This window comes from Klebsiella sp. YJ (assembly GCF_002108615.1).
GTDB classification, from domain to species: domain Bacteria; phylum Pseudomonadota; class Gammaproteobacteria; order Enterobacterales; family Enterobacteriaceae; genus Klebsiella; species Klebsiella planticola.
The window spans coordinates 1-25,050 of record NZ_MTEG01000035.1 but is presented as its reverse complement, the minus strand read 5'-3'; the positions used below and the strand labels follow the sequence as shown (position 1 = coordinate 25,050).

At 49.3% G+C, this 25,050-nt stretch carries 22 protein-coding genes and 3 pseudogenes; 16 read left to right on the top strand and 9 right to left on the bottom strand.

The window, feature by feature from the left end; translation table 11 throughout:
* Positions 1–49: 49 nt before the first annotated feature.
* The 6 genes from BV390_RS26390 to BV390_RS26365 all read right to left on the bottom strand — a co-directional run bounded on the left by BV390_RS26390 (position 50) and on the right by BV390_RS26365 (position 4,620).
* Positions 50–625 (bottom strand): TerD family protein, encoded by a 576-nt coding sequence (locus tag BV390_RS26390; RefSeq protein WP_044348232.1) that lies wholly within the window; start codon positions 623–625, stop codon positions 50–52.
* Between the two features lie 79 nt (positions 626–704).
* Entirely contained in the window at positions 705–1,283 is a 579-nt protein-coding gene (gene terD / locus BV390_RS26385) for a tellurium resistance membrane protein TerD (protein WP_073554096.1), read from the bottom strand.
* 50 nt (positions 1,284–1,333) lie between these two features.
* Positions 1,334–2,374 (bottom strand): tellurium resistance membrane protein TerC, encoded by a 1,041-nt coding sequence (terC, locus tag BV390_RS26380; protein ID WP_014839889.1) that lies wholly within the window; start codon positions 2,372–2,374, stop codon positions 1,334–1,336.
* Positions 2,375–2,397: 23 nt separating this feature from the next.
* Positions 2,398–2,853 carry a tellurite resistance TerB family protein gene (locus tag BV390_RS26375; protein ID WP_073554095.1) on the bottom strand — a complete coding sequence of 152 codons (456 nt, stop codon included), beginning with the start codon at positions 2,851–2,853 and terminating at the stop codon, positions 2,398–2,400.
* A gap of 22 nt (positions 2,854–2,875) precedes the next feature.
* Positions 2,876–4,039, bottom strand: coding sequence for a TerD family protein (locus tag BV390_RS26370; RefSeq protein ID WP_073554094.1), 1,164 nt, complete (start codon positions 4,037–4,039; stop codon positions 2,876–2,878).
* Positions 4,036–4,620: a TerD family protein gene (locus BV390_RS26365; protein WP_073554093.1), complete on the bottom strand. Its 585-nt coding sequence runs from the start codon at positions 4,618–4,620 to the stop codon at positions 4,036–4,038. The genes BV390_RS26370 and BV390_RS26365 overlap by 4 nt, the downstream gene beginning before the upstream one ends.
* A 310-nt stretch (positions 4,621–4,930) precedes the next feature.
* On the opposite strand from BV390_RS26365, the gene BV390_RS26360 reads away from it, so the two are divergent.
* The 16 genes and pseudogenes from BV390_RS26360 to BV390_RS31330 form a co-directional block, all read left to right on the top strand.
* Positions 4,931–5,989 carry an ATP-grasp domain-containing protein gene (locus tag BV390_RS26360; protein ID WP_073554092.1) on the top strand — a complete coding sequence of 353 codons (1,059 nt, stop codon included), beginning with the start codon at positions 4,931–4,933 and terminating at the stop codon, positions 5,987–5,989.
* A gap of 11 nt (positions 5,990–6,000) precedes the next feature.
* Positions 6,001–7,143 (top strand): phosphoribosyltransferase domain-containing protein, encoded by a 1,143-nt coding sequence (locus tag BV390_RS26355; protein ID WP_073554105.1) that lies wholly within the window; start codon positions 6,001–6,003, stop codon positions 7,141–7,143.
* Complete coding sequence (locus BV390_RS26350; protein WP_071359886.1) at positions 7,136–7,909, top strand: HAD family hydrolase; 774 nt, start codon at positions 7,136–7,138, stop codon at positions 7,907–7,909. The genes BV390_RS26355 and BV390_RS26350 overlap by 8 nt, the downstream gene beginning before the upstream one ends.
* Position 7,910: 1 nt before the next feature.
* Entirely contained in the window at positions 7,911–8,990 is a 1,080-nt protein-coding gene (locus BV390_RS26345) for a cysteine protease StiP family protein (protein ID WP_085397507.1), read from the top strand.
* On the top strand, positions 8,990–9,946 hold the full coding sequence (locus BV390_RS26340) for an HpcH/HpaI aldolase/citrate lyase family protein (RefSeq protein WP_073554090.1): 957 nt from the start codon (positions 8,990–8,992) through the stop codon (positions 9,944–9,946). Before BV390_RS26345 ends, BV390_RS26340 begins: the two co-directional genes overlap by 1 nt.
* A gap of 9 nt (positions 9,947–9,955) precedes the next feature.
* On the top strand, positions 9,956–11,179 hold the full coding sequence (locus BV390_RS26335) for a DUF4236 domain-containing protein (protein WP_073554089.1): 1,224 nt from the start codon (positions 9,956–9,958) through the stop codon (positions 11,177–11,179).
* A gap of 2 nt (positions 11,180–11,181) precedes the next feature.
* Complete coding sequence (locus tag BV390_RS26330) at positions 11,182–11,655, top strand: ribbon-helix-helix protein, CopG family (RefSeq protein WP_073554088.1); 474 nt, start codon at positions 11,182–11,184, stop codon at positions 11,653–11,655.
* A 320-nt stretch (positions 11,656–11,975) separates the two neighbouring features.
* Positions 11,976–12,614 carry a vWA domain-containing protein gene (locus BV390_RS26325; protein WP_073554087.1) on the top strand — a complete coding sequence of 213 codons (639 nt, stop codon included), beginning with the start codon at positions 11,976–11,978 and terminating at the stop codon, positions 12,612–12,614.
* Between the two features lie 24 nt (positions 12,615–12,638).
* Complete coding sequence (locus BV390_RS26320; protein ID WP_071359893.1) at positions 12,639–13,280, top strand: TerD family protein; 642 nt, start codon at positions 12,639–12,641, stop codon at positions 13,278–13,280.
* Entirely contained in the window at positions 13,281–13,919 is a 639-nt protein-coding gene (locus BV390_RS26315; protein ID WP_071359894.1) for a vWA domain-containing protein, read from the top strand.
* A 94-nt stretch (positions 13,920–14,013) separates the two neighbouring features.
* Positions 14,014–15,054, top strand: a complete 1,041-nt coding sequence (locus BV390_RS26310; protein WP_073554086.1) for a TerY-C metal binding domain-containing protein — start codon at positions 14,014–14,016, stop codon at positions 15,052–15,054.
* Positions 15,054–16,820 carry a PP2C family serine/threonine-protein phosphatase gene (locus BV390_RS26305; RefSeq protein WP_071359896.1) on the top strand — a complete coding sequence of 589 codons (1,767 nt, stop codon included), beginning with the start codon at positions 15,054–15,056 and terminating at the stop codon, positions 16,818–16,820. The genes BV390_RS26310 and BV390_RS26305 overlap by 1 nt, the downstream gene beginning before the upstream one ends.
* A 27-nt stretch (positions 16,821–16,847) precedes the next feature.
* Positions 16,848–18,347 (top strand): helix-hairpin-helix domain-containing protein, encoded by a 1,500-nt coding sequence (locus BV390_RS26300; protein WP_071359897.1) that lies wholly within the window; start codon positions 16,848–16,850, stop codon positions 18,345–18,347.
* A gap of 168 nt (positions 18,348–18,515) precedes the next feature.
* A complete protein-coding gene (locus BV390_RS26295; RefSeq protein WP_071359898.1) occupies positions 18,516–20,720 on the top strand; it encodes a P-loop NTPase family protein in 2,205 nt (734 codons plus the stop codon).
* Positions 20,717–22,411, top strand: coding sequence for a LeoA/HP0731 family dynamin-like GTPase (locus tag BV390_RS26290; RefSeq protein WP_071359899.1), 1,695 nt, complete (start codon positions 20,717–20,719; stop codon positions 22,409–22,411). The genes BV390_RS26295 and BV390_RS26290 overlap by 4 nt, the downstream gene beginning before the upstream one ends.
* A gap of 66 nt (positions 22,412–22,477) precedes the next feature.
* Positions 22,478–22,676, top strand: a pseudogene (locus tag BV390_RS31330) (IS3 family transposase); the annotation flags it as partial.
* Positions 22,677–23,196: 520 nt separating this feature from the next.
* On the opposite strand, the gene BV390_RS26285 reads toward BV390_RS31330, so the two are convergent.
* The 3 genes and pseudogenes from BV390_RS26285 to BV390_RS26280 form a co-directional block, all read right to left on the bottom strand.
* Positions 23,197–24,267 (bottom strand): PDDEXK-like family protein, encoded by a 1,071-nt coding sequence (locus tag BV390_RS26285; protein WP_073554085.1) that lies wholly within the window; start codon positions 24,265–24,267, stop codon positions 23,197–23,199.
* Positions 24,268–24,411: 144 nt separating this feature from the next.
* Positions 24,412–24,582: pseudogene (locus BV390_RS30910) on the bottom strand (IS30 family transposase); the annotation flags it as partial.
* A pseudogene (locus BV390_RS26280) lies at positions 24,539–25,050 on the bottom strand (IS3 family transposase); the annotation flags it as partial. The pseudogenes BV390_RS26280 and BV390_RS30910, both read right to left, overlap by 44 nt.

The window sequence follows — 25,050 nt, the reverse complement described above, 5'->3', positions numbered from 1 at the left end:
GCAGATACAAAAAACCCCGGGCAGGCCGGGGTTTCATATGCGCTATTTGTCAGATGTTGATGCCGTGCTGTTTAGCCAGCGCACCCAGACCGCCAGCAAACCCCTGACCAACGGCTTTGAATTTCCATTCAGTACCGTGGCGATAGAGTTCGCCGAAGATCATCGCGGTCTCTGTTGAGGCGTCTTCAGACAGGTCAAAACGTGCAATCTCAGCGCCGTTATCGTTGTTCACAACACGCATGTAGCTGTTGCTGACCATACCGAAGTTCTGTTTACGGGCTTCAGCTTCATGAATAGTGACAGCAAACACCAGTTTTTTGACTTCAGCACCGACTTTAGCCAGCTCGATTTTGACCTGTTCATCATCGCCGTCGCCTTCGCCGGTACGGTTGTCACCCTGATGCTGGACCGCGCCGTCCGGGCTGGTGGTGTTGTTATAGAAAACGAAATGAGAGTCAGACAATACTTTACCATCGTCACCGACCAGAAAAACGGAGGCGTCAAGGTCAAACGCCTGACCATCGGTGACTCGTGCATCCCAGCCAAGGCCTACAAGCGCCACATTCATGGAAGGGGCTTCTTTGGTCAGAGAAACATTACCGCCTTTTACGAGAGAAACTGCCATTTTATTGCTCCTGCTAATCGTTGTCGTCCGGGGTGGTTAATCACCCCGGAGTGAAAAAGAGTGTGAAAAGTTACTTTTATCAGGACGCGTTAATGCCGTACTGCGCACAAACGGAAGCCAGACCACCGGCATAACCCTGTCCGACCGCGCGGAATTTCCATTCCGCGTTGTGGCGATACAGTTCGCCAAACAGCATGGCGGTTTCGGTAGAGGCATCTTCAGTCAGGTCATAGCGGGCGACTTCTGTCTGATTGTCATCATTCACCAGACGGATGAATGCACCGGATACCTGACCGAAGCTTTGACGACGAGCCTGAGCATCGTGAATGGTCACGACGAAAATGATTTTGTCCACATCAGTCGGGACTGCATCCAGTTTGATTTTCAGTGACTCATCATCGCCATCGCCTTCACCGGTACGGTTGTCACCGGTGTGAGTGACTGAACCGTCGACAGATTTCAGGTTGTTATAGAAAATAAAATCGGCGTCGCCACGAACCTTGCCATTTGCGGCCAGCAGGAATGCCGAAGCATCGAGGTCAAAGTCCTGACCATCGGTAGAGCGGGCATCCCAGCCAAGACCGACGAGAACATTTTTCATTGTCGGGGCTGCTTTGCTCAGTGAAACGTTGCCGCCTTTAGATAGTGAAACACTCATCAATTTATCCTCTTTCGTTAATCACATACTTATTATTAAACAGCCGGAGATCAGCTTTCTTTATTTTCCGCTTCCGGTTTTTCAGGGAAGATAACGCTGGCAAGAATACCGAGCGCCAGCACGCCTAATACGACATACAGGCTGGTGGTTGCGGACAGACTGTAGCCATGGTGCCAGATATGGTCTGAGGCATTCAGGCCAAGCTTAAACGCAATAAAGAACAGCAGGACGATAACCGCTTTTTCCAGCTGAGACAGATACTGCTTCAGAGCTTCCAGCACAAAATAGAGGGTACGGAGACCAAGGATAGCAAACATCATTGCGCTGTAGACAATCAGTGGCTCACGGCTGACCGCAATGATTGCCGGAACGGAGTCGAAGGCAAACATGACGTCAGAGAGTTCAACGACCGCGACACACAGCATAAGAGGCGTCGCATACAGGGCGGCTTTTTTTACCCGTCCAATGCTCACATCGTTGTTTTCGGGTTTCGCCAACTCGGCATCAACTTCTTTCTGGGTTAACAGGAACGCATGTCCGGACAGTTTCGGCCAGATAGGGAAGAACCGTTTGACCAGGCGATAGGCGAGGTGCTGGGAGTAGTCCTCAATTTCATCGCCATCATCACCGCTTTTCAGCATCATGACAGCAGTCCAGGCAACGACCACGGCAAAAACCAGTTCGACATAAGGGCCAAGGCTGAGCAGACCGGTACCAATCGCAACAAAGATCCCCCTGAAGACGATGGCCCCAACGATCCCCCAGTACAGTACACGGTGGCGATAACGGTCTGGCACTGAGAACCACGAGAAGATGGCCATCATGACGAAGAGGTTATCAACGGACAGGACCTTTTCAAGCGCATAACCCGTGACAAACAGGCTGGCAACTTCTGCTCCGTGATGGATATAGAGGAAACCGGCAAATGCCATCGCAACGATAACCCAGAAAACGGACCATAAGGCCGCACTCTTAAGGGAAATTGGCTTGTCATGTCGATGCATGAACAGGTCAATAAAGATGGCGCCGACCGACAGCGCAATAAAAACAATCACTGTTTCAGTCGGAAAACCGATGTGTGTGGAAACCATAGCGTACCCTTAGCGGATGTTTATCAGAGGCCGAATTCAGTCGGGTCGAAGCCCAATGAACGGGCAATTTCACGAACGGCGTTTTTCTCATCCTCGTCAAAATTACCGTCGCTTTTTGCAACAGCAATACCGACACGGACTGCCAGCTGAGCCGCTTCAGGCTGGTCTTTCAGCGCGAGGATGTATTTCATCGTCTCACCTTTACCAATTTCCAGATCAAAGTCGAAGCTGCTCACCAGTTTGTTGAAGAATTCGATAACCTCAGTCGTTTCAAAAACTTTCAGTTCTTCTGATGCCCGCAGAAAGCCAATCATTTTCTGCTTTTCTTCAGCGCTGACGCCGTCACTGGAAACCGCGATACGGGCGCATACTGCGACTGTACCCTGCATAAATTTCTTGTTTTTGTAACGTCCAACCTGGCGGGTCAGCTCATCACGGCCTGAGGTCAGTGCCCCTTTTACTTTGTCGAAAAAACTCATTTTCCGTTCCTCATCAATTTGGTTATTTAGAACCTTTAGACCAGCGAAACCCCCAGCCAAAGGCCTTGTCCATCTCCTCCTGGCCTCTGAAGAACTGGTTAATCCGTTCTACGCGAATTGACCCGTTGTCATTCACCAGACGGGCAATTGCGCACAGAGTACGTTTGTTATCTCCCTCGGTCAGACGGGTTTCAATGGGGGGCTGGTCCGGTATATGGAGCGTCACCACACCGTCAGTTTTATCCCAGCTGGGTACGCCCTGGTAGATGAAGGCATAAATCAGTACCTGATTGATTTGCTTCCACTCCCGGCCGTTAATATGCAGCCATTCGCCATCCATGGCCTCCCCGGTACGATCATCGCCCTGAAGCTGAACATAGGGCTCGTTATGATAGTTGCCAAAGGCATTGCCGAGTGCCTGGATCACGGACTTGTGACCATCCTGAAGTTTGACGAACGCGCCCAAATCAAGGTCAATCGCTTTGCTTGAGCCAAACATCCCTCCCAGTAAGCCACCGGAGCCGGAGCCACGATGCCAGTTAAGGTTGATGCGGATCTCGCCAAAGTTGTCCTTCTTGGCAAGGCTGATAGCCGGTTTCTCTTTGGTCAACGAGACCTTGCTTAGGCTCACCTTATTTGGTGCAGTAGCCGGAGGCGGTGTGACTGGCGGCGGAGAGGCTGGTGCGGCATCATCAGAGACGTTAACACCAAAGTGTTCAGCCAGCGGTTTGAGACCACCATTAAACCCCTGGGCAATAAACCGGAATTTCCATTCAGCATTTCGCCGATAGAATTCGCCGAGGATAAGTGCGGCCTCCTGCCGTCCAGTCAGTTCAACCTGCCCGCTGATCAGTTGAGAAGCACCACTTTCAACCAGGATAGAAAGATTATTCAGGGTAGAGACGGTGTGGCTGCCGTCACAGGTCACCGTAAAAGCTACTTTCTGAACCTCAGATTTGAGGCGGCTCAGGTCAACGATAAAAGAGCTGTTATTTCCCTCAGGATGATAACTGACAGAGCTGTCGTCGTTACGGGGCTGTCCGTAGAAGACCATATCCGCGTCTCCCTGCACTTTTCCGTCAGCAAACAGACGGAACGCGGAGGCATCAACGGGGCCACCTGAAAGGATCCGCACGCGGAGTTCCTGAGCGGGAACGGGGGCATTTCCCCCTGGTGTCAGGTTCATGCGCTGACCACTGTGTTAATGATGTCAGGGTACATATCATCGATCGTGCGTCCACTGCTGGCTTTCCCGTGGGCGGTAAAGTCCCAGTTGCCGTTATTACGGCGGAGTGAGGCAATAATAATGCCAGTATGCGCTCCCTGCTCGGTCAGTTTGTATCGGGCCAGTTCTTTGTTGGTCTGATCCACAACGCGGCAGAAAGCGTTATCAACATCATTAAAAGACTGCCCACGGAAACTGTTGACGGTGAAAGCCAGATATTCAACCTTTACAGGCAATTGGCCGAGATAGACATTGATGACCTCATCGTCACCGTCTCCCTCACCCGTCAGGTTATCGCCGGTATGTACCACGGAGCCACAGGTCGATTTCAGTTTACGAAACCAGATCGTGTCAATTTTATTACCGGCACTGTCCAACAGAACGCAACCCGCGTCCAGATCGATAGAGTCATTGCCGCCAAAAATGTTGCCAAATAATCCTTTTTTCTTTACCGGATCCCATCCCAGACCGAACTTAAGTTGGCTGAGTGCGGATGATTGTTTGCTGAGTGATACCGTCTGGTTTTTACTTAAAGAAACCATATTCATTCCTTAAAAGGTATTGACTGAGACATTGTGAAATTAGTAGTAAAGCAGGCACCATCAAAATCATATCATGACAAAGTTCACCTGCAAGACAAAAACGGGTAGGTTTTCATAATTTACTTTAAATTACATTCAGACCTAACGAATTAAATTAGCGTAACCATTTGATAGTATTTAAAAACACATAGTTTATCTCAAAATTATAAACAGCCAGAGTTTATCATATTATGATTGACATGGTTCGGAGGTATTCTTAGACTCATGTATCAGTAAAACTTTTTCTCTCTTCAGGCAAAAATAATAAAAGATGAAAAACAAAATTTGGTTTATGGAAGGTTTGTCCTCCCAGCGTGACATTATTCTCGGTGTGAAATCTTTTGCAGATAAACACAATAAAGATATTCTGGTTTTATCTTCTCACCGGAATGAACGAAATGAGATCCTGTCTGTTTCAGATTCCGCATTAATCGAACCCCAAAATGAAGATGACCGTCTTTCTTTTATTCATTCTGTCACAACAAACTATGGGATTAATGTCATTCATACCGGGCGAAACTGTAAATGGTTCGAGACCCGCCGGGAGGAAATTGAAAATTCCTCCGTCACTCTGACAACCGGCGCGACCGGGTCCGAATGGTTCGACCTTGCAGATGAAAAAGTAACTTTCTCGGAATACATGGCAAAAAATGGACTCCCGGTTGTGCCGTCTGTGCGAATCAACTCTCCCGACGAACTTTGTCATTTGCTCAGCCACTCCCCGTATCCTTCTGATCGTCTCTGTATTAAGCCCGTGACCGGTATTTATGGCATGGGATTCTGGCGTTTTGATGACGAGATCTCACCGGTCGCGTTTCTGAATAACCCCGATAACCGGGTTATACGTCCGTCGCAGTATCTGGCCGCACATGCCGAAATGGAGACCTTTACACCTCAGGTTCTGATGCCTTATTTACCGGGACCTGAATACTCAGTGGATATGGTGGTCAATAAGGGGACTGTCCTGGCCGCCGTCGGGCGGCGTAAGGAAGGCGTGCTCCAGTATCTGAAGAATGAAGGGGAAGCGATTGAACTCGCCATCACCTGCGCCCGCTTAATGAACGCAGACGGCATGGTCAACGTCCAGACCCGGCATAACGCTGAAGGGGCTCCCCTGCTCCTTGAAATAAACATGCGCCCGTCAGGAGGAATTGGTTATACGCAGCACAGTGGCGTGAATCTGCCAGGTCTGTATGCCTTCCATAAACTGGGGTTGATGGATGAGGATCAGGTCAGACAGTCAGCGAAAACTGATTTTTCACCGGCAGTTGTCCGCTCGGTCACTGACGTTATTCGTTACCCGGCATCATTGACTAACAGAATCAATTAATGGAGATAAATATGTCACTAATAGATGGATGTTCCGTTTATCAAAAGACATTATCTTGTGGGCGGATTGAGGTGAGCAGCGAGGTGTCCGATTATCCTCTTACTGATCTCTTTGATATAGCCGAAAGGCGTAATCCCAAACGCGCATTCTTGTTTGTCAGTAAAGTGCTGGGTCGCCATATTCCTGTCTCGCCTCAGGTAATGCGAGACGTTTACACAGAGCTGGCGGAGCAGTTCCTTGAGACTCTGGACGGGCCGGTTGTCTTTATCGGGATGGCCGAGACGGCTGTCGGTCTTGGGGCGGGAGTGTTTGATGAGGTGCGTAAGCATCACCCTGATTGTGTCTATCTGACATCAACCCGCCATCCCGTAGATGGCGAACTGCTGTGTGAGTTTAAAGAAGAGCACAGCCATGCCACTGACCACCTGATCTACTATCCATCCACACCGGATATGCGGCGCACAGTGGCAGAAGCCCAGACGCTGGTGCTGGTGGATGATGAAGCCACGACGGGAAAAACGTTTCTCAATCTTCTGGCCTCATTACGTGCATCGGGTGCACTCAAGCAGGTACAACGGGTTATTGCTGTCACGCTGACGGACTGGAGTGGAGAGGCCCTCAGTAAGCACTGCCCCCTGCCTGTTCACGCAGTATCTCTCATCTCGGGCCACTGGCGCTGGACACCCGATCCGGATGCCCCATTGCCTGTGATGCCGCCGGTCAATGTGACCTCCAGGGGGAACGTTCCGGTTACCGGAAAACAGTCCTGGGGGAGACTCGGGATGCAGATACCGGCCAGTGATCTGGGCCTTCAGGTTAAGGTTTCGCACGGAGAAAACATTCTGGTGCTGGGCACTGGCGAATTCGTCTGGGAACCGTTCCTGCTGGCAGAACGGCTGGAAGTTGCAGGCGCTCAGGTCCTTTACAGTTCCACTACCCGATCACCGATTTCAACTGGCTTTGCTATCCAGTCCGCTATTGCCTTCAGTGATAACTACGGCCTGGGGATCCCGAATTTTGTCTACAACGTCGCCCACCAGCAGTTTGACCGTATCCTGCTTTGTACCGAAACCCCGGCGTCGAGTGTGGATCCCCACCTGCTTGAAGCGCTTTCAGCTGTTGCTCCTGATGTAGAGGTGATTACCTATGAATAAGCCTGTCGTATTCAGCGATCTTGATGACACCCTGTTCCAGACTCGCCGAAAAATGGTGGATGAACTTGCCCTTGAGCCGTTCCGGACCGGCGCACTGGATCGCAGCCTCACCCCACGCAGCTTTATGACCGAAGAACAGGCTATGCTGGTGGACTGGTTGCTGGAGCAGGCGGACCTCATCCCGGTGACGGCCAGAGGCACGGAAGAAATCAGCCGGGTGCAGATCCCCTTCCGTTCCTGGGCAGTGACGACTCATGGCGCGGTGATCCTTCGCCCGGATGGCACGCCAGACAGCGACTGGAAAGCCCATATGCTAAAGAGTCTGTCCTCCTACGCCGACCGCTTAACGTCGATGCAACATATTATCACTGAACTGATGGATGCCAGGGGAATCAATGCCTGGGCCCGGCTCAACTACGAATATGATGGCACGCCGGTGTATCTGGTCATGAAGCACTGCGACAGCACGAAGCTTGATGAACTGAACGCCATCGGGGATGAGATCGAGCGTGTCTTTTCGACCGAAGGGTTTTACATCCACCGCAACAGCAACAACATTGCCTGGTTACCCTGTCCGGTAGAAAAAGGACTGGCCGTTTCCTGGTTGCTGGAGAAACTCCGTCAGGAACGCGGGGTTTTCCCGGTGATGGGGCTGGGTGACAGCCTGAGCGACCATCGGTTCATGAAACTGTGCAGCTGGTTTGGTCTCCCACGCCAGAGTCAGTTTGCTGAGGCTATTTCACAGCATATTTTTGGAGAGCAATAACATGTCTCATATCACGTCGTTTTCTGGTTCGTATCATCCGGAAGATGTTCAGTTTTTGCTAAAGCCCATTGCTATGGAGATGACGCCGGTTGATCTGAAGGAAGAACTGATTCAGTCAGGAAAAATGCATTATTCCGACATGTTAAGTCAGGAGCCAGAGCCTACCCGATGGCATCTGGACCTTTTTACCCGAGCCCTGGACTCGGGAGCAGCACGGCTGGCACTGGAGGTATCTCAGCTTGCACGTGAACTGTCTTTACGCGCCGGTGATGAACCCGTGGTCCTGGTCAGTCTGGTCAGAGCCGGTGTCCCCCTTGGAGTGATGCTCCACCAGGCACTGCAGGTAATGGGAAAACGGTCTTACCATTACGGGGTCAGCATTATCCACGATCGGGGTATTGACGTTGCAGCACTCGACTACATCGAATCACGTCATGGCACCAAGGGCATTGTGTTTGTCGACGGCTGGACGGGAAAAGGAGCCATTACCGGCGAATTGTCCCGCACACTGAAGGATCGCCCCGGTTATCCGGAACAGCCTCGCCTTGTTGTGCTGGCAGACCCCTGCGGATGTGCCTGGCTTGCCGCCAGTGATGATGACTGGTTGATCCCGTTTGGTATCATGGGCGCACCTGTATCAGGTCTGATTTCGCGTTCTGTCTGGGCCGAAGATGGCCTGCATGGCTGTGTGGTCTGCGATCACCTTCAGTCTTTTGAATGCAGTCAGATGCTGGTGAATACGGTAGCACATTTCCGCGAACAACTTGACGGGAGAGACCTTCCCGCTTCCGGTTGGGATGCGGAGCACAATGCCGCACGCTGGAAGCTGAGCCGGGACGTCATCGGAGGGTTGGCAGTACGCTATAAGGTGGACAGTATTAACCGGATTAAACCGGGCATTGCTGAAGCGACACGGGCAGTTCTGCGCCGTGTGCCCGATCATGTGTTTGTCCGGCAGATGGCTGACCCGGATGTCGCTCTTCTGGTCGGTCTGGCAAAAGAGAAAGGGATCACAGTGACGGAAGCCGGTGAGGCTCTCGGCCAGTATCGTGCAGTTACCATCATCAAAAAGGTACGCTGATGAAAAAACAATTCACTCCATGGGATCTCGGAGCAACGCTGTACATGCCAGCGACCCGTATGGATCTTGCCGAAGTGGTGCTGGAAAGAAAAATACCCGGTCTGCGGTCTCTGGTGGTCTGTCTTGAAGATGCCGTCAGCGAGCATGATGTACCTTTTGCGCTTCAGAATCTCTCACTGTTTTTGCAACGACTTAATGACGCAAAATCTCTCCATGGAGACGACGAATGGCCGTTGGTCTTTATCCGCCCCCGTCATCCGGGCATGGGCCGGTGGCTGACCGCGAATATGGATCTGAGTGTCATTGATGGTTTTGTCCTGCCGAAGTTCACCCGTTCCGCGCTGCCGGTGTGGTGGGACATCATGTCCGATACCGGGTTGAGTATGATGCCGACACTTGAAACCGAAGAAGTCTATGACGTTCTGAAAATGCAGGCACTGGCCTCCGAACTGTCGGACCATGCCTGCAGAGAGCGAATTATCGCACTGCGGATCGGGGGTAACGACCTGATGAACGTGGTCTCTCTGCGACGGCCACGGGATCTGACTCTTTATGACACGCCAATGGGCTATGTCATTAAAATGCTTGTCTCGGTATTTGCCCCCCGTGATTTTGCGCTGACGGCTCCCGTATGCGAGCACATTGATGACCACGGGATTATGGCGCGTGAACTGGCGATGGATATCGCACACGGGCTGGTGGGGAAAACGGCAATTCACCCGGATCAGATCAGTGTGATTGAGGGAGCGCTGAAGGTATCTCCTGGCGAACATTCTGACGCATTGAGAATTCTGAACTCCACACAGGCGGTCTTTAAATCTCAGGGAGCGATGTGCGAACCGGCGACACACCGGCGGTGGGCTCATGGGATCCTGGCCCGGGGTCAGGTATACGGACTGACGACAGGACAGAACACGGACGGGATGAGGTTAATCCCGTTCTCTCAGCAGCAATAAGGGAAGAACATGGGATTTAGATTCAGGAAGTCGATAAACATCATTCCCGGCGTCAGGATAAATCTGAGCAATGGAGCCCCCAGCCTGAGTGTTGGACCCCAGGGGGCGTCACTGTCTTTTGGTAAGCGCGGGACATATGCCAATCTGGGGCTGCCGGGCACCGGACTGAGTTATCGTACCCGAATTGACCGGACAGTACGGGAGCGTCAGAACAGCAGAACCCAGTCTAATCCGGGACTGAGGGAAGCGCTGGAGCCGGAAGTGGAAAGGCTGATGACCGCAATAACGGCTATTACCAATATTCATGAGCTTTCCCCTTCACCCGTTGACGGTAACACCTGGGCATCGCTTGAATCACATTATCTTCAGCTCCACCAGAGGACGTTCGATCGGCCCGCGCCCGTTCGTCCTTCCAAACCTGAATACAGCCCTCTCCCATCCGCACCAGATGAACGTTACGGTCGAGGTTTTCTGGGGGGATGGTTCGAAACCGATGCGGCTCGCACTGAACGACAGAATGAGAACCAGCGACAGTGGCAACTGGAAGTGGCGGACGTTGAGCGCGAAAACACACGGCTTAAACAACGGTATGAGAAACAACGTATAGCCTGGGCTGAGCAGTATGCAAACTGGCAGTTTGAAGCTCAGGAACATGAAAAAAACTCTGCTCTTACTGTTAGCGTTGCACGCGAGCAGTTCCGTTCGGATGCCCGTTTCTTTGAAGACTGCCTGGCAGAGGTGCTCTCACAAACGGAATGGCCGCGAGAAACGCTTGTGACGTTTGAAGTCAGGCCTGACGAGTCAATGGTCTGGCTTGATATTGATTTACCTGAGATTGAGGATATGCCTGATAAGGTATATTCCGTCAATGCAAGGGGAACGGATATCACTGAAAAAACGATGACACAGAAAGCAGTCCGGGAGAGTTATGCAAGACACGTCCACGGTTGCCTGATGCGATTAGCGGCTATCGTATTTCAGACGCTTCCGTTTGAAACCGTCGTGCTTTCCGGCTTTACTCAGCGGATCAGCAAACAAACGGGTTACCTTGAGGATGAGTACATTCTTTCCTGCCGTATAGACCGCCAAAATATGGAAAAAATTAACTACACGAACCTTGAAGACGTGGACCCGATAGCAGTACTGAGTGTTCAGACGCTTGTCCGGAAAATGAGCGCCACTTTCCTGTTTCAGGCCATCGATCCTTTTACGATAAATGCAGGCACCAGCTGACTATGCAACTAAATACCCGACAGGAACGAATTTATACTCTGGCAAACTTACTGGGTACGGGAAAGCCTGTTTCTGCGGTAAAAATCATCAGCATTCTTGACTGTTCGGAACCTACCCTCAGTCGCGCCCTGAAGGAGATTCGGGAGTCCTATGCGGCGGAAATCAAATACAGTAAAGCCAGCCATTCCTATCAGTTAATTTGTCCCGGCCAGCTCGATAAAAAAACATTGCGACGGATGAATGAAGCACTCACTCAAAATGCAGAACTGAAAGCGCAGGATATTTCGACAAAGGTGGTACTGGATAAAGATCTGAAGACGACCGTTTCTTTATCCATTCGACGCCGGGTACTCCGAAAAATTGACAAACTGGCGGAACTTACCGGCACGTCCCGAAGTGAGGCGGTAGAGACCCTCGCTGAAATGAAGGTCGAGGACTTTATTAAGGCAGTTCAGTTGAAAAATAAACCAGAATAAAAACATTCCCGGCAGAAAATCAATCTGGGGCTACCTGGAGAATGGGCCCCCTATATCAGAACTGGTTTAATCGACCTCCCTGGGATCACAGTCAGAAATTCTTTGCGTCTTCTTTACATCGCAGTGCAGCGTAAGCTCGACTTATTTACCGATCGAGGGGGGCTGAACAGACCCAACGTTATCTTCATCAAATCATATCATTTGGACGTTAACTATCAGATTTAGGGCTGGTATTCGTGATATACAAAAGCCTATAGTCAGAGAAAAAGCGGCCAGATGTGCCACTGTTCCCCCATTATTTACCGCAAGGAACATTGTTAATGAGAAGACTCCCCGTTTACCTGTTACTTGATACATCAGGTTCAATGCATGGTGAACCCATTGAGGCTGTTAAAAATGGCGTTCAGACACTGCTAACCACGTTAAAGCAGGACCCCTATGCTTTAGAAACGGCGTTTGTGTCGGTTATTACTTTCAATTCCTCAGCACACCAGGCCGTTCCTCTGACGGATCTGCTTAGTTTCAACCTGCCCTCTTTGACCGCGAGCGGAACCACAGCGCTGGGCGAAGCCTTATCTCTGATTGCGAATCGTATTGACTCAGAAGTCATGAAAACAACAGCAGATACAAAAGGTGACTGGCGACCGTTGGTGTTCCTGATGACTGATGGCGCTCCGACAGACGACTGGCGAAAAGGCCTTAACGATTTTAAAGCAGCAAGGAAAGGCATCGTGGTAGCCTGCGCGGCGGGCCATGACGCGGACACGGGTGTGCTGAAAGAGATTACAGAAATCGTCCTTCAACTGGATACTGCTGACAGCTCTTCTATCAAAGCGTTCTTCAAATGGGTATCGGCGAGTGTTTCTGTAGGAAGTCAGAAAGTTGACGCGGGTAAGAAAGAGGTTATCGGTCTTGATGATTTACCTCCACCACCGCCAGAAGTGAACGTGGTTTTATAAGATACTAATTTTAGGGGAGAGCCCATGACAGTCAGCTTACGAAAAGGGCAAGGCGTTAGCCTGCGTAAAAATGAGTTTGATCTTTCTTCGGTCACTATCGGTCTTGGCTGGGATATTAATGAAGAAAAAAAAGGTCTTCTCGGCGGGCTTTTCGGCAAAAAAGAGGAAGAGTATGACCTTGATGTCATCGCCTTCCTTTGCAACAACGAGGGAAAGGTTACTGATCTCGGAAATGTTGAAAACGGTAAACCCACGCTGGTTAATGGCGATATTGTCTTCTTTAACAGTCTTCGCCATAAATCTGGGCAAATCTGGTTGACCGGCGATAACCGGACAGGGGCCGGAGACGGAGACGATGAGCAAATAATTGCAAAACTAAATAGCCTCGACCCGAAGTATGAAAAAATTGTATTCATTGTTCAAATCTACAACGGCGAAAAATTACAGCAGCACTTCGGTAAAGTACAGAATGCATTTATCCGGGCGGTGGATGGAAGAAATGTCGAAATGGCCCGGTTCGACCTTTCAGGAGGCGCATCCTTTACCGGTCAGCGATCGATGGTCTTTGCAGAACTCGTTCGGGAACCAACCGGCTGGAAACTGAATGCGATCGGTGAGCCGTCAACCTCAGATTCCTTCGTCAGCCATCTGAGGAATTTTATCTAAATGCGCAGACTACCTGTTTATCTGCTCATCGACACTTCGGGTTCGATGCGTGGCGAATCAATACATTCAGTGAATGTCGGTGTTCAGGCGATGCTGAGTGCCCTGCGACAGGACCCCTATGCCCTGGAAAGTGTCCATATCTCTATCATCACCTTTGATAATGAAGCACGGGAATATGTCCCTCTGACGGCACTGGCTGATTTTCAGTTTGTGGATATTCAGGTGCCCAGTGCGGGTGGGACATTTACGGGAGCTGCACTGGAGTGCCTGATGAGTTGTGTGGACCGGGACATTCACCGGTCCGATGGTGAGCAAAAAGGTGACTGGCGACCGCTGGTCTTCCTGATGACCGATGGTACGCCTTCTGATGCATGGGCTTATGGTGAAGCCGTTAAAGAGGTTCATCACCGTTCATTTGGTTCCATCATCGCCTGTGCTGTTGGTCCTAAAGCTGGGCATGAGCATCTTAAGCAACTGACTGACAAAGTTGTGGCACTGGAGACACTGGATTCGACAGCCTTTTCAGGCTTTTTCAAATGGGTCAGCGCAAGTGTGGCATCAGGAAGTTCGAGTGCGGGGGTCAATACCTCCTCAGACACGCTTCCCCCTCCTCCACCTGAAATACAGCTGGTCCTTTAAGTCCTTACCGGTATGGCAGGAGGACAACCTTGCCATACATCCTTTCAGTCCATCTAAGAAGTGGACGTAATTTATGGCGTGATGGGAGTTTCTTATGAGACGGCTTCCCGTATTCTTTGTTCTGGACTGTTCAGAGTCCATGATTGGTGAAAATCTGAAAAGGATGAATGATGGCTTACAGATGATCGTTAACGATCTGCGTAAGGACCCCCATGCACTCGAAATGGCCTGGATTTCGGTTATTGCATTTGCTGGTGTCGCCAGAACTATTGTTCCTCTCCATGATATTGTGTCTTTTTATCCCCCTCGCCTTCCTGTTGGAGGAGGAACAAGCCTTGGGGCTGCGTTACGGGAACTTACGATACAAATAGATTCTCAGGTGCGTAAAACCAACCTTGAAGAAAAAGGGGACTGGAAACCTGTGGTTTACCTGCTCACCGATGGACGTCCTACCGATGATATTTCGGGTGAAGTAAAACGCTGGAATGATTATTACGCGAAAAAAGTGAACCTGATCGCGGTAGGTATGGGGAATTCGGTAGACCTTGGTGTGCTTCGCCAACTGACTGAAAACGTTTTACTGTTTACGGAAAGCCAGGACGGAGATTTCACGCGTTTCATACAGTGGATCACTGCTTCCGTCACGGCCCACAGCAGAAGCGTAGGAGAAGATACTCAACCGCCACTGAAACAGACCGACTATATCGTCAAACTCGCCAAAGATGAAATCACCAGAGCTTACGATGGTAACTGCGTGGTTCTGACCGGACGTTGCAGCAAAACACGTCGACCCTATCTTATGAAGTATGAACGGCCACCGGCTAAGGTATCAGGGCTTGCCTTTGACCTAAACCTGAACACCTTCAATATTACAGGCTGCTATCCGATCGATGAAGACTACTTCTCATGGTCGGATATGGCCGCATCTGGCGTTCAGGTTAATACCAGTGAACTCCATGGCGTTCCTGGATGCCCGCATTGTGGAAACAGTAGCGCTTTCGCGATGTGCAGCTGTGGGAAGCTTCTTTGTATCGATGGTCCGGATGATGTTATCCGCCCATGGTGCGAGAAAGGACAGTCCTTTCAGGACGACGGTGGTCATTCCGATTTCAACGTTAGCAGAGGACGCGGCTGATGAGCGAATTGAGTACGCTGGAGCATAAAATTGTCTCTCTTATTCTGGAAGAGTCAGCGGGAAAATCAGAACCTGAGGTCGCACTACAACTAAGCAACGACCCGGCCATTTGCAAGCTTATAAATGATTTAAGAGGCTGTGTGATAAACTTGGGGACCGGGGTAGCGTTATCTGACTCCAATGCTCATAAAGAGGTTGACGCCGCATACGTCAGCGAGCAGGTAAGCAGCTTAGTTCCATTCAGTGATGAACAATCCCCATCTCCCCTTCAGAACGATGTAAACCAAGACCACGAACATGATGCACAAATGGATGTTGTACAAATCAACCCAGAACCATCCAGGCATGAGATGAATGAACCTCCCGGACATGAGAATGCTGACACGACTAATCAGCAATCTTCAGTGCAGGCAGAATCAGCGATTGCTGAAGCACAACCGGCTTTGTCAACTGCATCAGAAGCAGAGATGTCGGGCATTACAGATAGTGACGATACATCGGAAACAGCTGAATCTCACAGTCAGTCTGAGGCGATCTTACTCAGACCAGGGGAAATACCCCACAAAAAGACTGAGGAGCGTTCTCCTGCCATCCAGAAAGCACCTGACGTGTCCATTATTCTTGCAAATGCCAGGGTCGGTGAATCTTTTGATGCACTGGTAGATATCATTACTGACAGTGGCGTTACGGCAGAAGTGACCGATATTCACTTTCCCCAGGATATCGGTCTGCTCTTTTGTAAAAACGAGAAGCGCCTAAAAGGAACACCAGCATTCAGCGGAAACTTTGATATGACAGTTAAATGGTCATGTCCCTCATATCCGGATAATGAAAAAAAGTTACTTTTTGTTGTCAATCCCGACCCAAAAAGCCTCTGGAAAGTGATTGATCCCCCTACCGACACTCCTTTTTTCAAAAAGAGTATCGATCATCGGAATATCACCTCTCCAACTGTAAATATCGTTGCTGCAAGTCGACGTGGACGTTCCCATGAACATGCAGGTACCTTCCGCGACGATGATTTTTATATCAATGTCAGTGATGAATCCGGATGGAACGTGTTGCTGGTGGCAGACGGAGCAGGTAGTGCCCGATTTTCTCGTGAAGGCTCACGCATTGTGGCTGACACCGTTGGTAATTACCTTTTCAGCCAACTAAAAGCAGAAAAGGGTCATGAAATCAAAGACAGAGTGCTGCGCTGGAACAGCGAAGATCAGCGGGCTGTATGGGATTTCATGAATCACCATTTCAGGCAAGCTGCGTTACTGGCTGTGCATAACATCAGCAGTGCAGCAATCATGGCCCAGGACAAAGTAAAGTCATTCTCAACAACTTTGCTGGCGACCGTCACTTTTCGTGAGGGCTCTGAACTGTTTGCTGCGTCCTTCTGGCTTGGCGATGGCGCTATTGCTGCATATGGACCGGTCGGAAAGGTCAGGGTCCTGGGAGCCCCCGATAGTGGAGAATATGCCGGACAGACACGATTCCTTGACGCTGAGGCCGTCAGTGACACTGGATTCAGTAAACGCATCAGTATAGGTAAGTGGAATGATGTCTCTCACCTTGTTCTGATGACTGATGGTGTATCCGACCCGTGGTTTGAGACAGACAACGGACTACAGAATCCGACGAAATGGGACACGTTAATGACAGAGCTGAATCCCCTTCTCTCTGTTCCTGATCTGGCCTCATCGCAGCTGGTGGAGTGGTTAAACTTTTTCTCCCCGGGTAATCATGATGATCGGACAATCGTTGTTCTCTGGTGAGCTTAATGGGACCACAGGTGGGTATTCATGGCAAATATTGTTACATGTAAAACTAAGGATGGAAAAACCATTCAGTATGTCGATGAAGTCATCGGCTCAGGCTCAATGAAGGATGTATATTTTTCTCCAGATAAATCGTACGTTGTGGCCTTCTATCATAAGCCTCAGAACGATCAGGCCCGCGAACGTATTAATATGATAACGGGCAGATACCGGCAAAATATTTTCGAACAATCAGGAGGAGATTACTGGAAAGGTCTTTTTTGCTGGCCTACAGATGTTGTCGAGCACGGCGACAAGGTGGGGATTGTGGTGCCCTCCTATCAGCAGCACTTTTTTTTCCGGTATGGCTCCAAAAATAACGATTTTCTCGGGATCAAAGGACGGGAAAAAGAAGGAAAATGGTTCGCCAGCGCCAACAATCAGAATAAGTTCCTCGATCCTCGTGAACGGGGCAATACTCTCAACTACCTCAAAGTTTGCTTACTGTTAACCCGGGCAGTCAGACGGATGCATGCTGCAGGACTGTGCCACAGTGACCTGAGCTATAAGAATGTCCTGATAGACCCTGAACTGGGCCATGCGTGCATCATCGATGTTGACGGGTTGGTTGTACCTGGCAAATACCCCCCTGACGTGGTTGGCACACCAGATTTTATTGCCCCGGAAGTGGTGACAACAAGCCATCTGCCAAAAGATGACGCTAAGCGTGTACTGCCAAGCATAGCCACCGACCGGCATGCGCTTTCAGTACTGATTTATATGTATCTGCTTTTTCGTCATCCCTTACGGGGTGGAAAGATCCACGACATGGACGATGAGGTGCGGGATGAATCCCTTGCTATGGGGGAAAAGGCTCTGTTCATCGAACATCCGACAGACCACAGCAACGGGGTTAAACTCAGCCAGGTCTCCTCATTTTCTCTTCCCTGGGCCGATCCTCAGAAAATCCCTTACACCGTCCTGGGACCTTATTTAACACCGCTATTCGACCGGGCATTTATTGACGGGCTGCATGATCCGTCAAAACGGCCGACAGCGGATGAATGGGAAACGGCCCTGGTAAAAACGGTCGATTTAGTTCAGCCTTGCCAGAATGATGCCTGTGAGCAGAAGTGGTACGTTTTTTCCGGCAAAACGAAACCGGCGTGTCCTTACTGTGGAACGCCATACAAAGGTAAGCTTCCGATCCTGAATCTGTATTCATCCAGAAAAGCAGGGTCTTTCAGGCCTGATGACCACCGGCTAATGGTCTGGAGCGGGCAGTCTGTATATGCCTGGCATGTTAACCGGCTGGTTGCACCCAATGAAAGAACAACAGCTGACCAGAAAAAACGAGTGGGGTATTTCGTTTTCCATAATGACCAGTGGTGGCTTGTAAACGAGGGAATACATGGGTTGATGTCTCTACCCGACCGCAGAGTGATAGCCATTGGTGATAAGCTCCGTCTGGATGACAACGCTCAGTTTATTCTTTCTGCTGAGGAAGGCGGGCGATTGGTGGTGGTTCAGCTTTTGGATAATTAGATACGGTTTCTCTGTTTAATCCTGACCATTGATATCATAACGTCAATATGAGCCCACCTTTAGGTGGGCCATAAATATCGCAGCCGAAACGGAATAATTGCGGCTATAAGGTTTTACTTCAGTGACGAATAAACCTGATGACTCATTCTAAAATGTAAAGAGCATATTGTGACTTTAGAACTTAAACACCCTCGTGAGATCTATCAGATTATCTCTGAAGAGCTGGACAAAATCATACATTCATTACAGAGCCAAAGCGGTGATAAATATTTCGATGACACCCAGGCCGACGCGCTCAAACAATTAGATCTACATCAGGCAGAGTTACGTGCTCAGCTAGTCCGGTTGGAAAAGAATGCCGAGTGGAATACGTTTACTGTCGCTTTTTACGGGGAAACCGGGGCAGGGAAATCCAGCATCATTGAAACGCTGCGTATTCTGCTTCGCGAGCCCGGAAAACTGAATGATCAACTTAATTTCCGAGCATTTCAGGAAAAGTACAGTTTAAGCGAGAGTAGTTTTCAGAAACTTGCACAAGATACGGAACAAGCAGAGAAGAAACTTACCGGGATCATTAAGCAAATCGCAGGCGTTAGACAGGTTTTTGATCAACAGCATCTGGCCGACCTGAAGCATATTGAGTCTCTGCAAAGTCAGGTCAATGAACATAAACGTACGGCTTCGCTGTGGCAGAAGCTACTCTTCTGGTTTCGAAAGTTGCCACAGGAAATCGAACTCGACACGGTCAGACAACATTTGCAGGATACCGTTGCCTCACATGAATGCGCTATCCGCAAGTTACTCAACGTTCAGGAGGAGGCTCGGCAGAAAAAAAATGAGTTAATTCAGAAGAATCTGGAGTCTAAAAGCCACCTGCCGGAATTGGGTGCAATGGCCGACGGTGCCATCATCGGTGATGGTAGCTCTGACTTCACTCGACAAACTCAGCGTTATAACGTGGAGCTTGATGGTTATAAGTTCGCTTTGCTGGACGTCCCCGGTATTGAAGGTAAAGAAGGGTTAGTGCTTAAAGAGATCGAAGATGCAGTTCAAACGGCTCATGCGGTGTTCTATGTCACCAACCAGCCTGCTCCGCCGCAAACAGGTGATGATCAACGTCAGGGCACACTGGAAAAGATCAAAACACATCTCAAAGATCAAACCGAAGTGTGGACGATTTTCAACAAGAAAATTATCAATCCGATGGCAATCATGAAACAGCCACTGATTAAAGATGATGAAGAAAATAGCCTAGCTGAGCTCGATAAAAGAATGCATGAAAAGTTAGGTACAAACTATCGTTGCGTGTTTCCCCTCAGCGTTCTGCCAGCTTTTTTAGCCTCTACGGATCATTTTGCTCCCGATTCACAAAATGCTAAACGACGCAAAAAATTTCTTGATAGCTTTAATGCCGATGAACTTTTGGAAATATCTCACATGCGGTCCTTTATCCGGATGCTCAGTGAAAAGTTACTGGGTAACAGTGCCGACCGAATTAAAGCCGCTAACTTCAGCCAGGCCAAAGGCAGGGTTGATGAAAGCAATGCCAAAGTACGGCATATTCACGAGATCTTCTCTACTGTGGCCGAACAACTGGAACTGGACAGTGACAATTCCTGCAAACAGCTGCGTCAAAGTTTCAGTTTGTTCCGGCACCGGCTGGAAGCCCTCAGTGCCAAATTGGTTGATGAACTGGTCATCTCCGTACGCGCTTCTGTCTACTCACTAATTAATCAAGATATCAGCAGCGATGAATTCAAAAGTAACCTGAGAAGTTGCATTACACAGCAGCAGGATGCATTCAGCGAAAAGTTAAGAAAAGGCATTCAGGAGGACGTAGAAATATTCCAGCAAGATTCCAAAAATATACTCACACGGTTTGAACAATACAGTCAGGAATTGTTCAACACCTATGGCAAGCTCGGTGCTACAAAGTTCAATTTAGACTTTGATATCAATATCAAAATGGATAACGGTGTTAATGGATGGGGGCTGCTGGCTGGGCTGGCGGGGATTGCGCTTGCTCCTTTCACCGCAGGAGCAAGCCTCTGGGTGGTCGGGGCGGCTGTACTGACATCTCTGATTTCCGTCGGCAAGGCCCTAGTTGGATTTTTTAGTACTTCATACAAACAATCCCAACAACGTAAAGCCACAAATGAAAATCTGGTGGTGATACGCTCACAAATACAGACAGCCATTGATTCTGCTCTGAAGGACATCACGCCGCAAATGCAGAAAACAATTGAACAGATTGAACAGGCTCTAAAATCCCCGGGCGAGCAGGTCGCGGCTAAAGCCTGGCTCCTTAAAAGCGCTACCCAAAAACTTGACCTTCTTTCACGCCAGATCAGTAATGCAGGTAACTTGCCATGAACGAAACAATCAACGCATTTAATGCCCAACAAACTCATGCTTTGGAACTTCTGCAAAAGCTTGAAGCCTTCCTACAGCAAGGGGCTCTGGCGGGAGTTCCCATCGATCCAGTGCTCAGCGGGAAAATACACAATGCAATCGCCAGTTTAGCTGATGAAAAACTTAAGGTAGCACTCATCGGCGGTTTTTCAGAAGGTAAAACCTCAATCGCTGCGGCCTGGATGGAGGAGCTCGATAAGTCGAGCATGAAGATCAGCCACCAGGAATCATCCAATGAAGTGAAGGTGTACGACGTTGGTCAGGATTTCGTCCTGATCGACACTCCGGGGCTTTTCGGTTTCAAAGAACAGGTAAACGACGATAACCATTCCATAGAAAAGTACAAAGACATCACAAAAAAGTACGTTAGTGAAGCCCATCTGGTGCTTTACGTAATGAACCCGACCAACCCGATCAAGGAAAGTCACGAGGAAGACCTGACATGGCTTTTCCGCACACTCGATTTATTGCCACGCAGCATATTCGTGCTCAGCCGTTTTGACGAAGTGGCCGATGTCGAGGATGAAGATGATTATGCGCACAACCTGAATATCAAACGAACAAATGTGGCGAAGCGCCTCGGCGAAATGATCAGCCTGACCGCGCAGGAACAGGAAAACTTGTCTATTGTTGCGGTAGCAGCTAACCCCTTTGATCTGGGGACTGAGCACTGGCTGGCGAATGGCGAGCAGTTTAAAGCGTTATCCCACATCACCAGCCTGCAAGCCGCAACTACTGATAAGATACAACACAGTGGTGGCAGCAAGGCTCTGGCTAATGACATGCGCAGCAGTGTTATCCGCGATATTTTGCACAACCAGTTGCCCGTCGCGATTGATAACGACGAAAAAATATCTCATGAAGTCCGCAAGCTCGACAGCCTGTATAGTCGTATGAAAACGGAGCTGGCACAGGCAGATCGGGAAATCGAAAACACCGTGATTAATCTGCGAGAATTTGTCATCCGCTACTTCGCCGATCTAATCGTGCAAGCCCAGGGATGCAGCATGGAAACCTTCAGCGAGTTCTTTGAACGTGAAGTGGGCGATGAAGGTATCATCGTCAGCATGCGACTGGAAAACGAATTCAGCCGACAGATTCAGCCTATCGAACTCAACATGGAGAAAATGCAACTGAGTTTTGATATTGAAATTAATCAGTTCAATACCACCATCAAAGCGCTTGGCAAACAAGGTATCAATCATGTCCTTAAGGGGGATCTGATCAACAACAAGACCGTGCTTGGCGCCCGCGATGGTATCGTCGGCATGGGTAAGTTGTTCGGTAAAGATTTCAGCAGTGTATTAAAATTCAAACCCTGGGGAGCGACCAAACTGGCGAAAGGGGCCAATGGTGCGTTGATCGCAGTCGGTATAGCGTTGGAGGTGTGGGACAGTTACCAGCAATATCAGCGAGAACAAGCATTCCAGAAAGCCATCGCAGGTATGATTGAGAACTTTGAACAGCATCGTAAGAATCTGAAAATACTGATTGAAAAAACTCAGTTCAAGGAGCAGTTCTTTGGCGATTTGAAAAGTAATGCCAGAGAACTTGAAGCCAGTCTGAATGCGAGCAGGGAGAGTCAGCAACGGTTCCAGGCATGGCGTGCAATGGCAGAAACTATCGAAGGTGAATTCAGGAAGCTGGACTAAATAGCATTTTCTCTTGAACCGCCCCGGTAATCCTGGAGACTAAACTCTTTGAGAGAGGTAAACAGGATGGCTAAAAATACACGTTTTCCTCGATATATGGCAGCAGACCGTCAGCATGGTTCTGGAATGCGAGGACGGGTATGACTCACAATGGGCAGCCCTGAGCTCCATCGCTCCGAAAATCGACTGCACGCCGGAGACCCTTCGTATCTGGTTGCTTCTGTATGAACGTGATGCTGGTGGTGGTGATGGTGGACTCTCCACTATTTAGGCGACAAATACACTGGCCTGTTTGTAATCCGAGCGTCCTGTTTCTTCTTTCATGGGATAGGTTGTGACGCTGAATACCAGACAGGTCAGTTTTTACATGGTTCAACGTAATAAAGGTCTTAGACCCTGTACACGATTCTGTGTAAATGCCTTTTCTCAGTAGTGACCGTCCAGGCGATCCCCGTAGCTGGCACCGACGACCTTCGCCATGGTGGTCTGCAAATTCTCAATAAGTCTACTGTAGCCAAATCGCAGGCGGTTCAAGGAACAGCCCTTAGACAACAGACATTATAGAATTCTGTTGAGTTTTTTATTACTTCTACCTAAATAAATTTGCATATTACCGAACCTAGCCAGGCTATGGTTGACCTATTCCCAGTTGCTTGACACAGGCCGTTGTTAGCAAGATTCATGATGATTCAACTACGGACTTCTGCTCTTCGCTCATACCTGGCATCCGAGATATTTTCAGGTTTCGAAATACTCGAATTCAAGGCAACAAGTAAAAATGGCCGCTATCTCTCATGGCACAGTTCAAATTCGTTCAACTGCTCTAACGCTTTCGCCACACTCTGGAACATCAGATGTTTTTCCTCATGCTTCTGTGACAGCCGAGAAACGACGGTAAACACACTTCCGCTGCTCTCAGGCCAGCAGTCGTCATGAAGTGCTGGTATCAACATCTTTCTTGCTTGATGTTGCAATGCAGGAGTCGTCAGACTACAGATGTACGTTCGTACTTCAAACTGTCTTCCAGGTGTTTTGTCTAGAAAAAGTACCACATCAGATTTACTCACCCAGTGCGACAACCCGAAGCGCAGTGCCGGGTAACCTTCCCAATGATTAAGTGCCGTTGTGACCTCATAACCACGTTCAGAAAAGTGCTCTGTCAGAAACCGTAGGCCTTCCTCCTGAAGTGATTTCACCACAGCATTTTTCAGTAACACCGCTTCCTGAATATTACGCAAATTTTCGAGAACGAAGATTTCTGTCTCTGCTGCAATCGTATTTTTACCCATCAGTGTCTCCAGATGTAGAATGAATTCGCGCAGCAAAACCTGCCATTTATTGAGCGGGGAAGAAATGCATGCCATGCCGAGCCTGGGCGACAGAACAGAAATAAACATACTGTAGCTTATTCCTGTCCAACCGGCAGGAGCCAGTCCTTCCGGCGACAGAACCACTAGGAACGGTGTCTTATCTGGATGTTTTTGCTCCAGATACCCACTGTAATCATTGAAAGGATTGTTCAGCTGGTGCCAGATTTTATTCTCCAATACCATGGCCCATTCTTTCGACTCAAGTAGCAAATCGATTCGAGTTCCTTTCTGGGTCATAACCTCACGGGCTGGTGGAGAGAGAAGTGATGCATCAACATGGGCTGGCAGGCACTCCAGAAGGGCCCCAAGAACCAGTGTATTCAGTCCATGGGGCGCATCCGGATCAATAAAGAAAGCGAGTAAATCGCTGACAGGGTTTTCATAGTGTCCACGGGCACCAACCGAAAATATATTGGTCTCACTTTTTTCAGCAACAGGCAGTGACTTGAGGCGAGTCAGTAATTCTTCCAGAGCAGGCAGGTCCATCGGTTTCTCCGCAGCGGCTTTCCCTGGACAGAAACATACCAACAAAAAGAGCCTTGGCATAGGGGGGCCTGTCTGCCCGCTGGCATTGGGTGCACGATAATTGCGGTGGATTTCAAAGTTAACAGTCCGCTTCGTGCTGTGAGTTCAACCGATGGACGCAACACACTTATTGAACCGTTCTGCGGGTGATTCATAGTCTAGCGTTTTTCTCGGCCTTTCGTTGAGCTGTCTGGCAACACTGTTAAGTCTTTGCTGGCTGTGAACCGATAAGTCAGTTCCTTTTGGAAAATATTGTCTGAGCAATCTGTTTGAATCGCCACAGATAGTCTAGACACTTCTGATAATATTGATTTTCATATTCCGTCGGTGGCATCTGATTACTCGAACCATGCCGACGCTTACTGTTATAAAACATTCGATGTAATCAAAAATATCGCTGCGGGCTTCTTCCCGCGTCCCGTAGATCTTTTTCTTTATCCGTTCACGCTTCAGGAGCTGGAAAAAACTTTCTGCAACTGCGTTATCGTGACTGTTACCGCGGCGGCTCATGCTGCCCTCCAGTCCGTGTGATTTCAGGAACGATTGCCACTCATGGCTTGTGTACTGACTACCTTGATCAGAATGAACCTGCACCTGTTTTTGGGGATTACGTCGCCACACGGCCATCAGAAGCGCATTCAGGACAATATCTTTTGTCATCCGGGGTTGCATTGACCAGCCGATAACTTTGCGTGAGAACAGGTCAACAACTACGGCCAGATACAGCTAGCCTTCGTGGGTTCG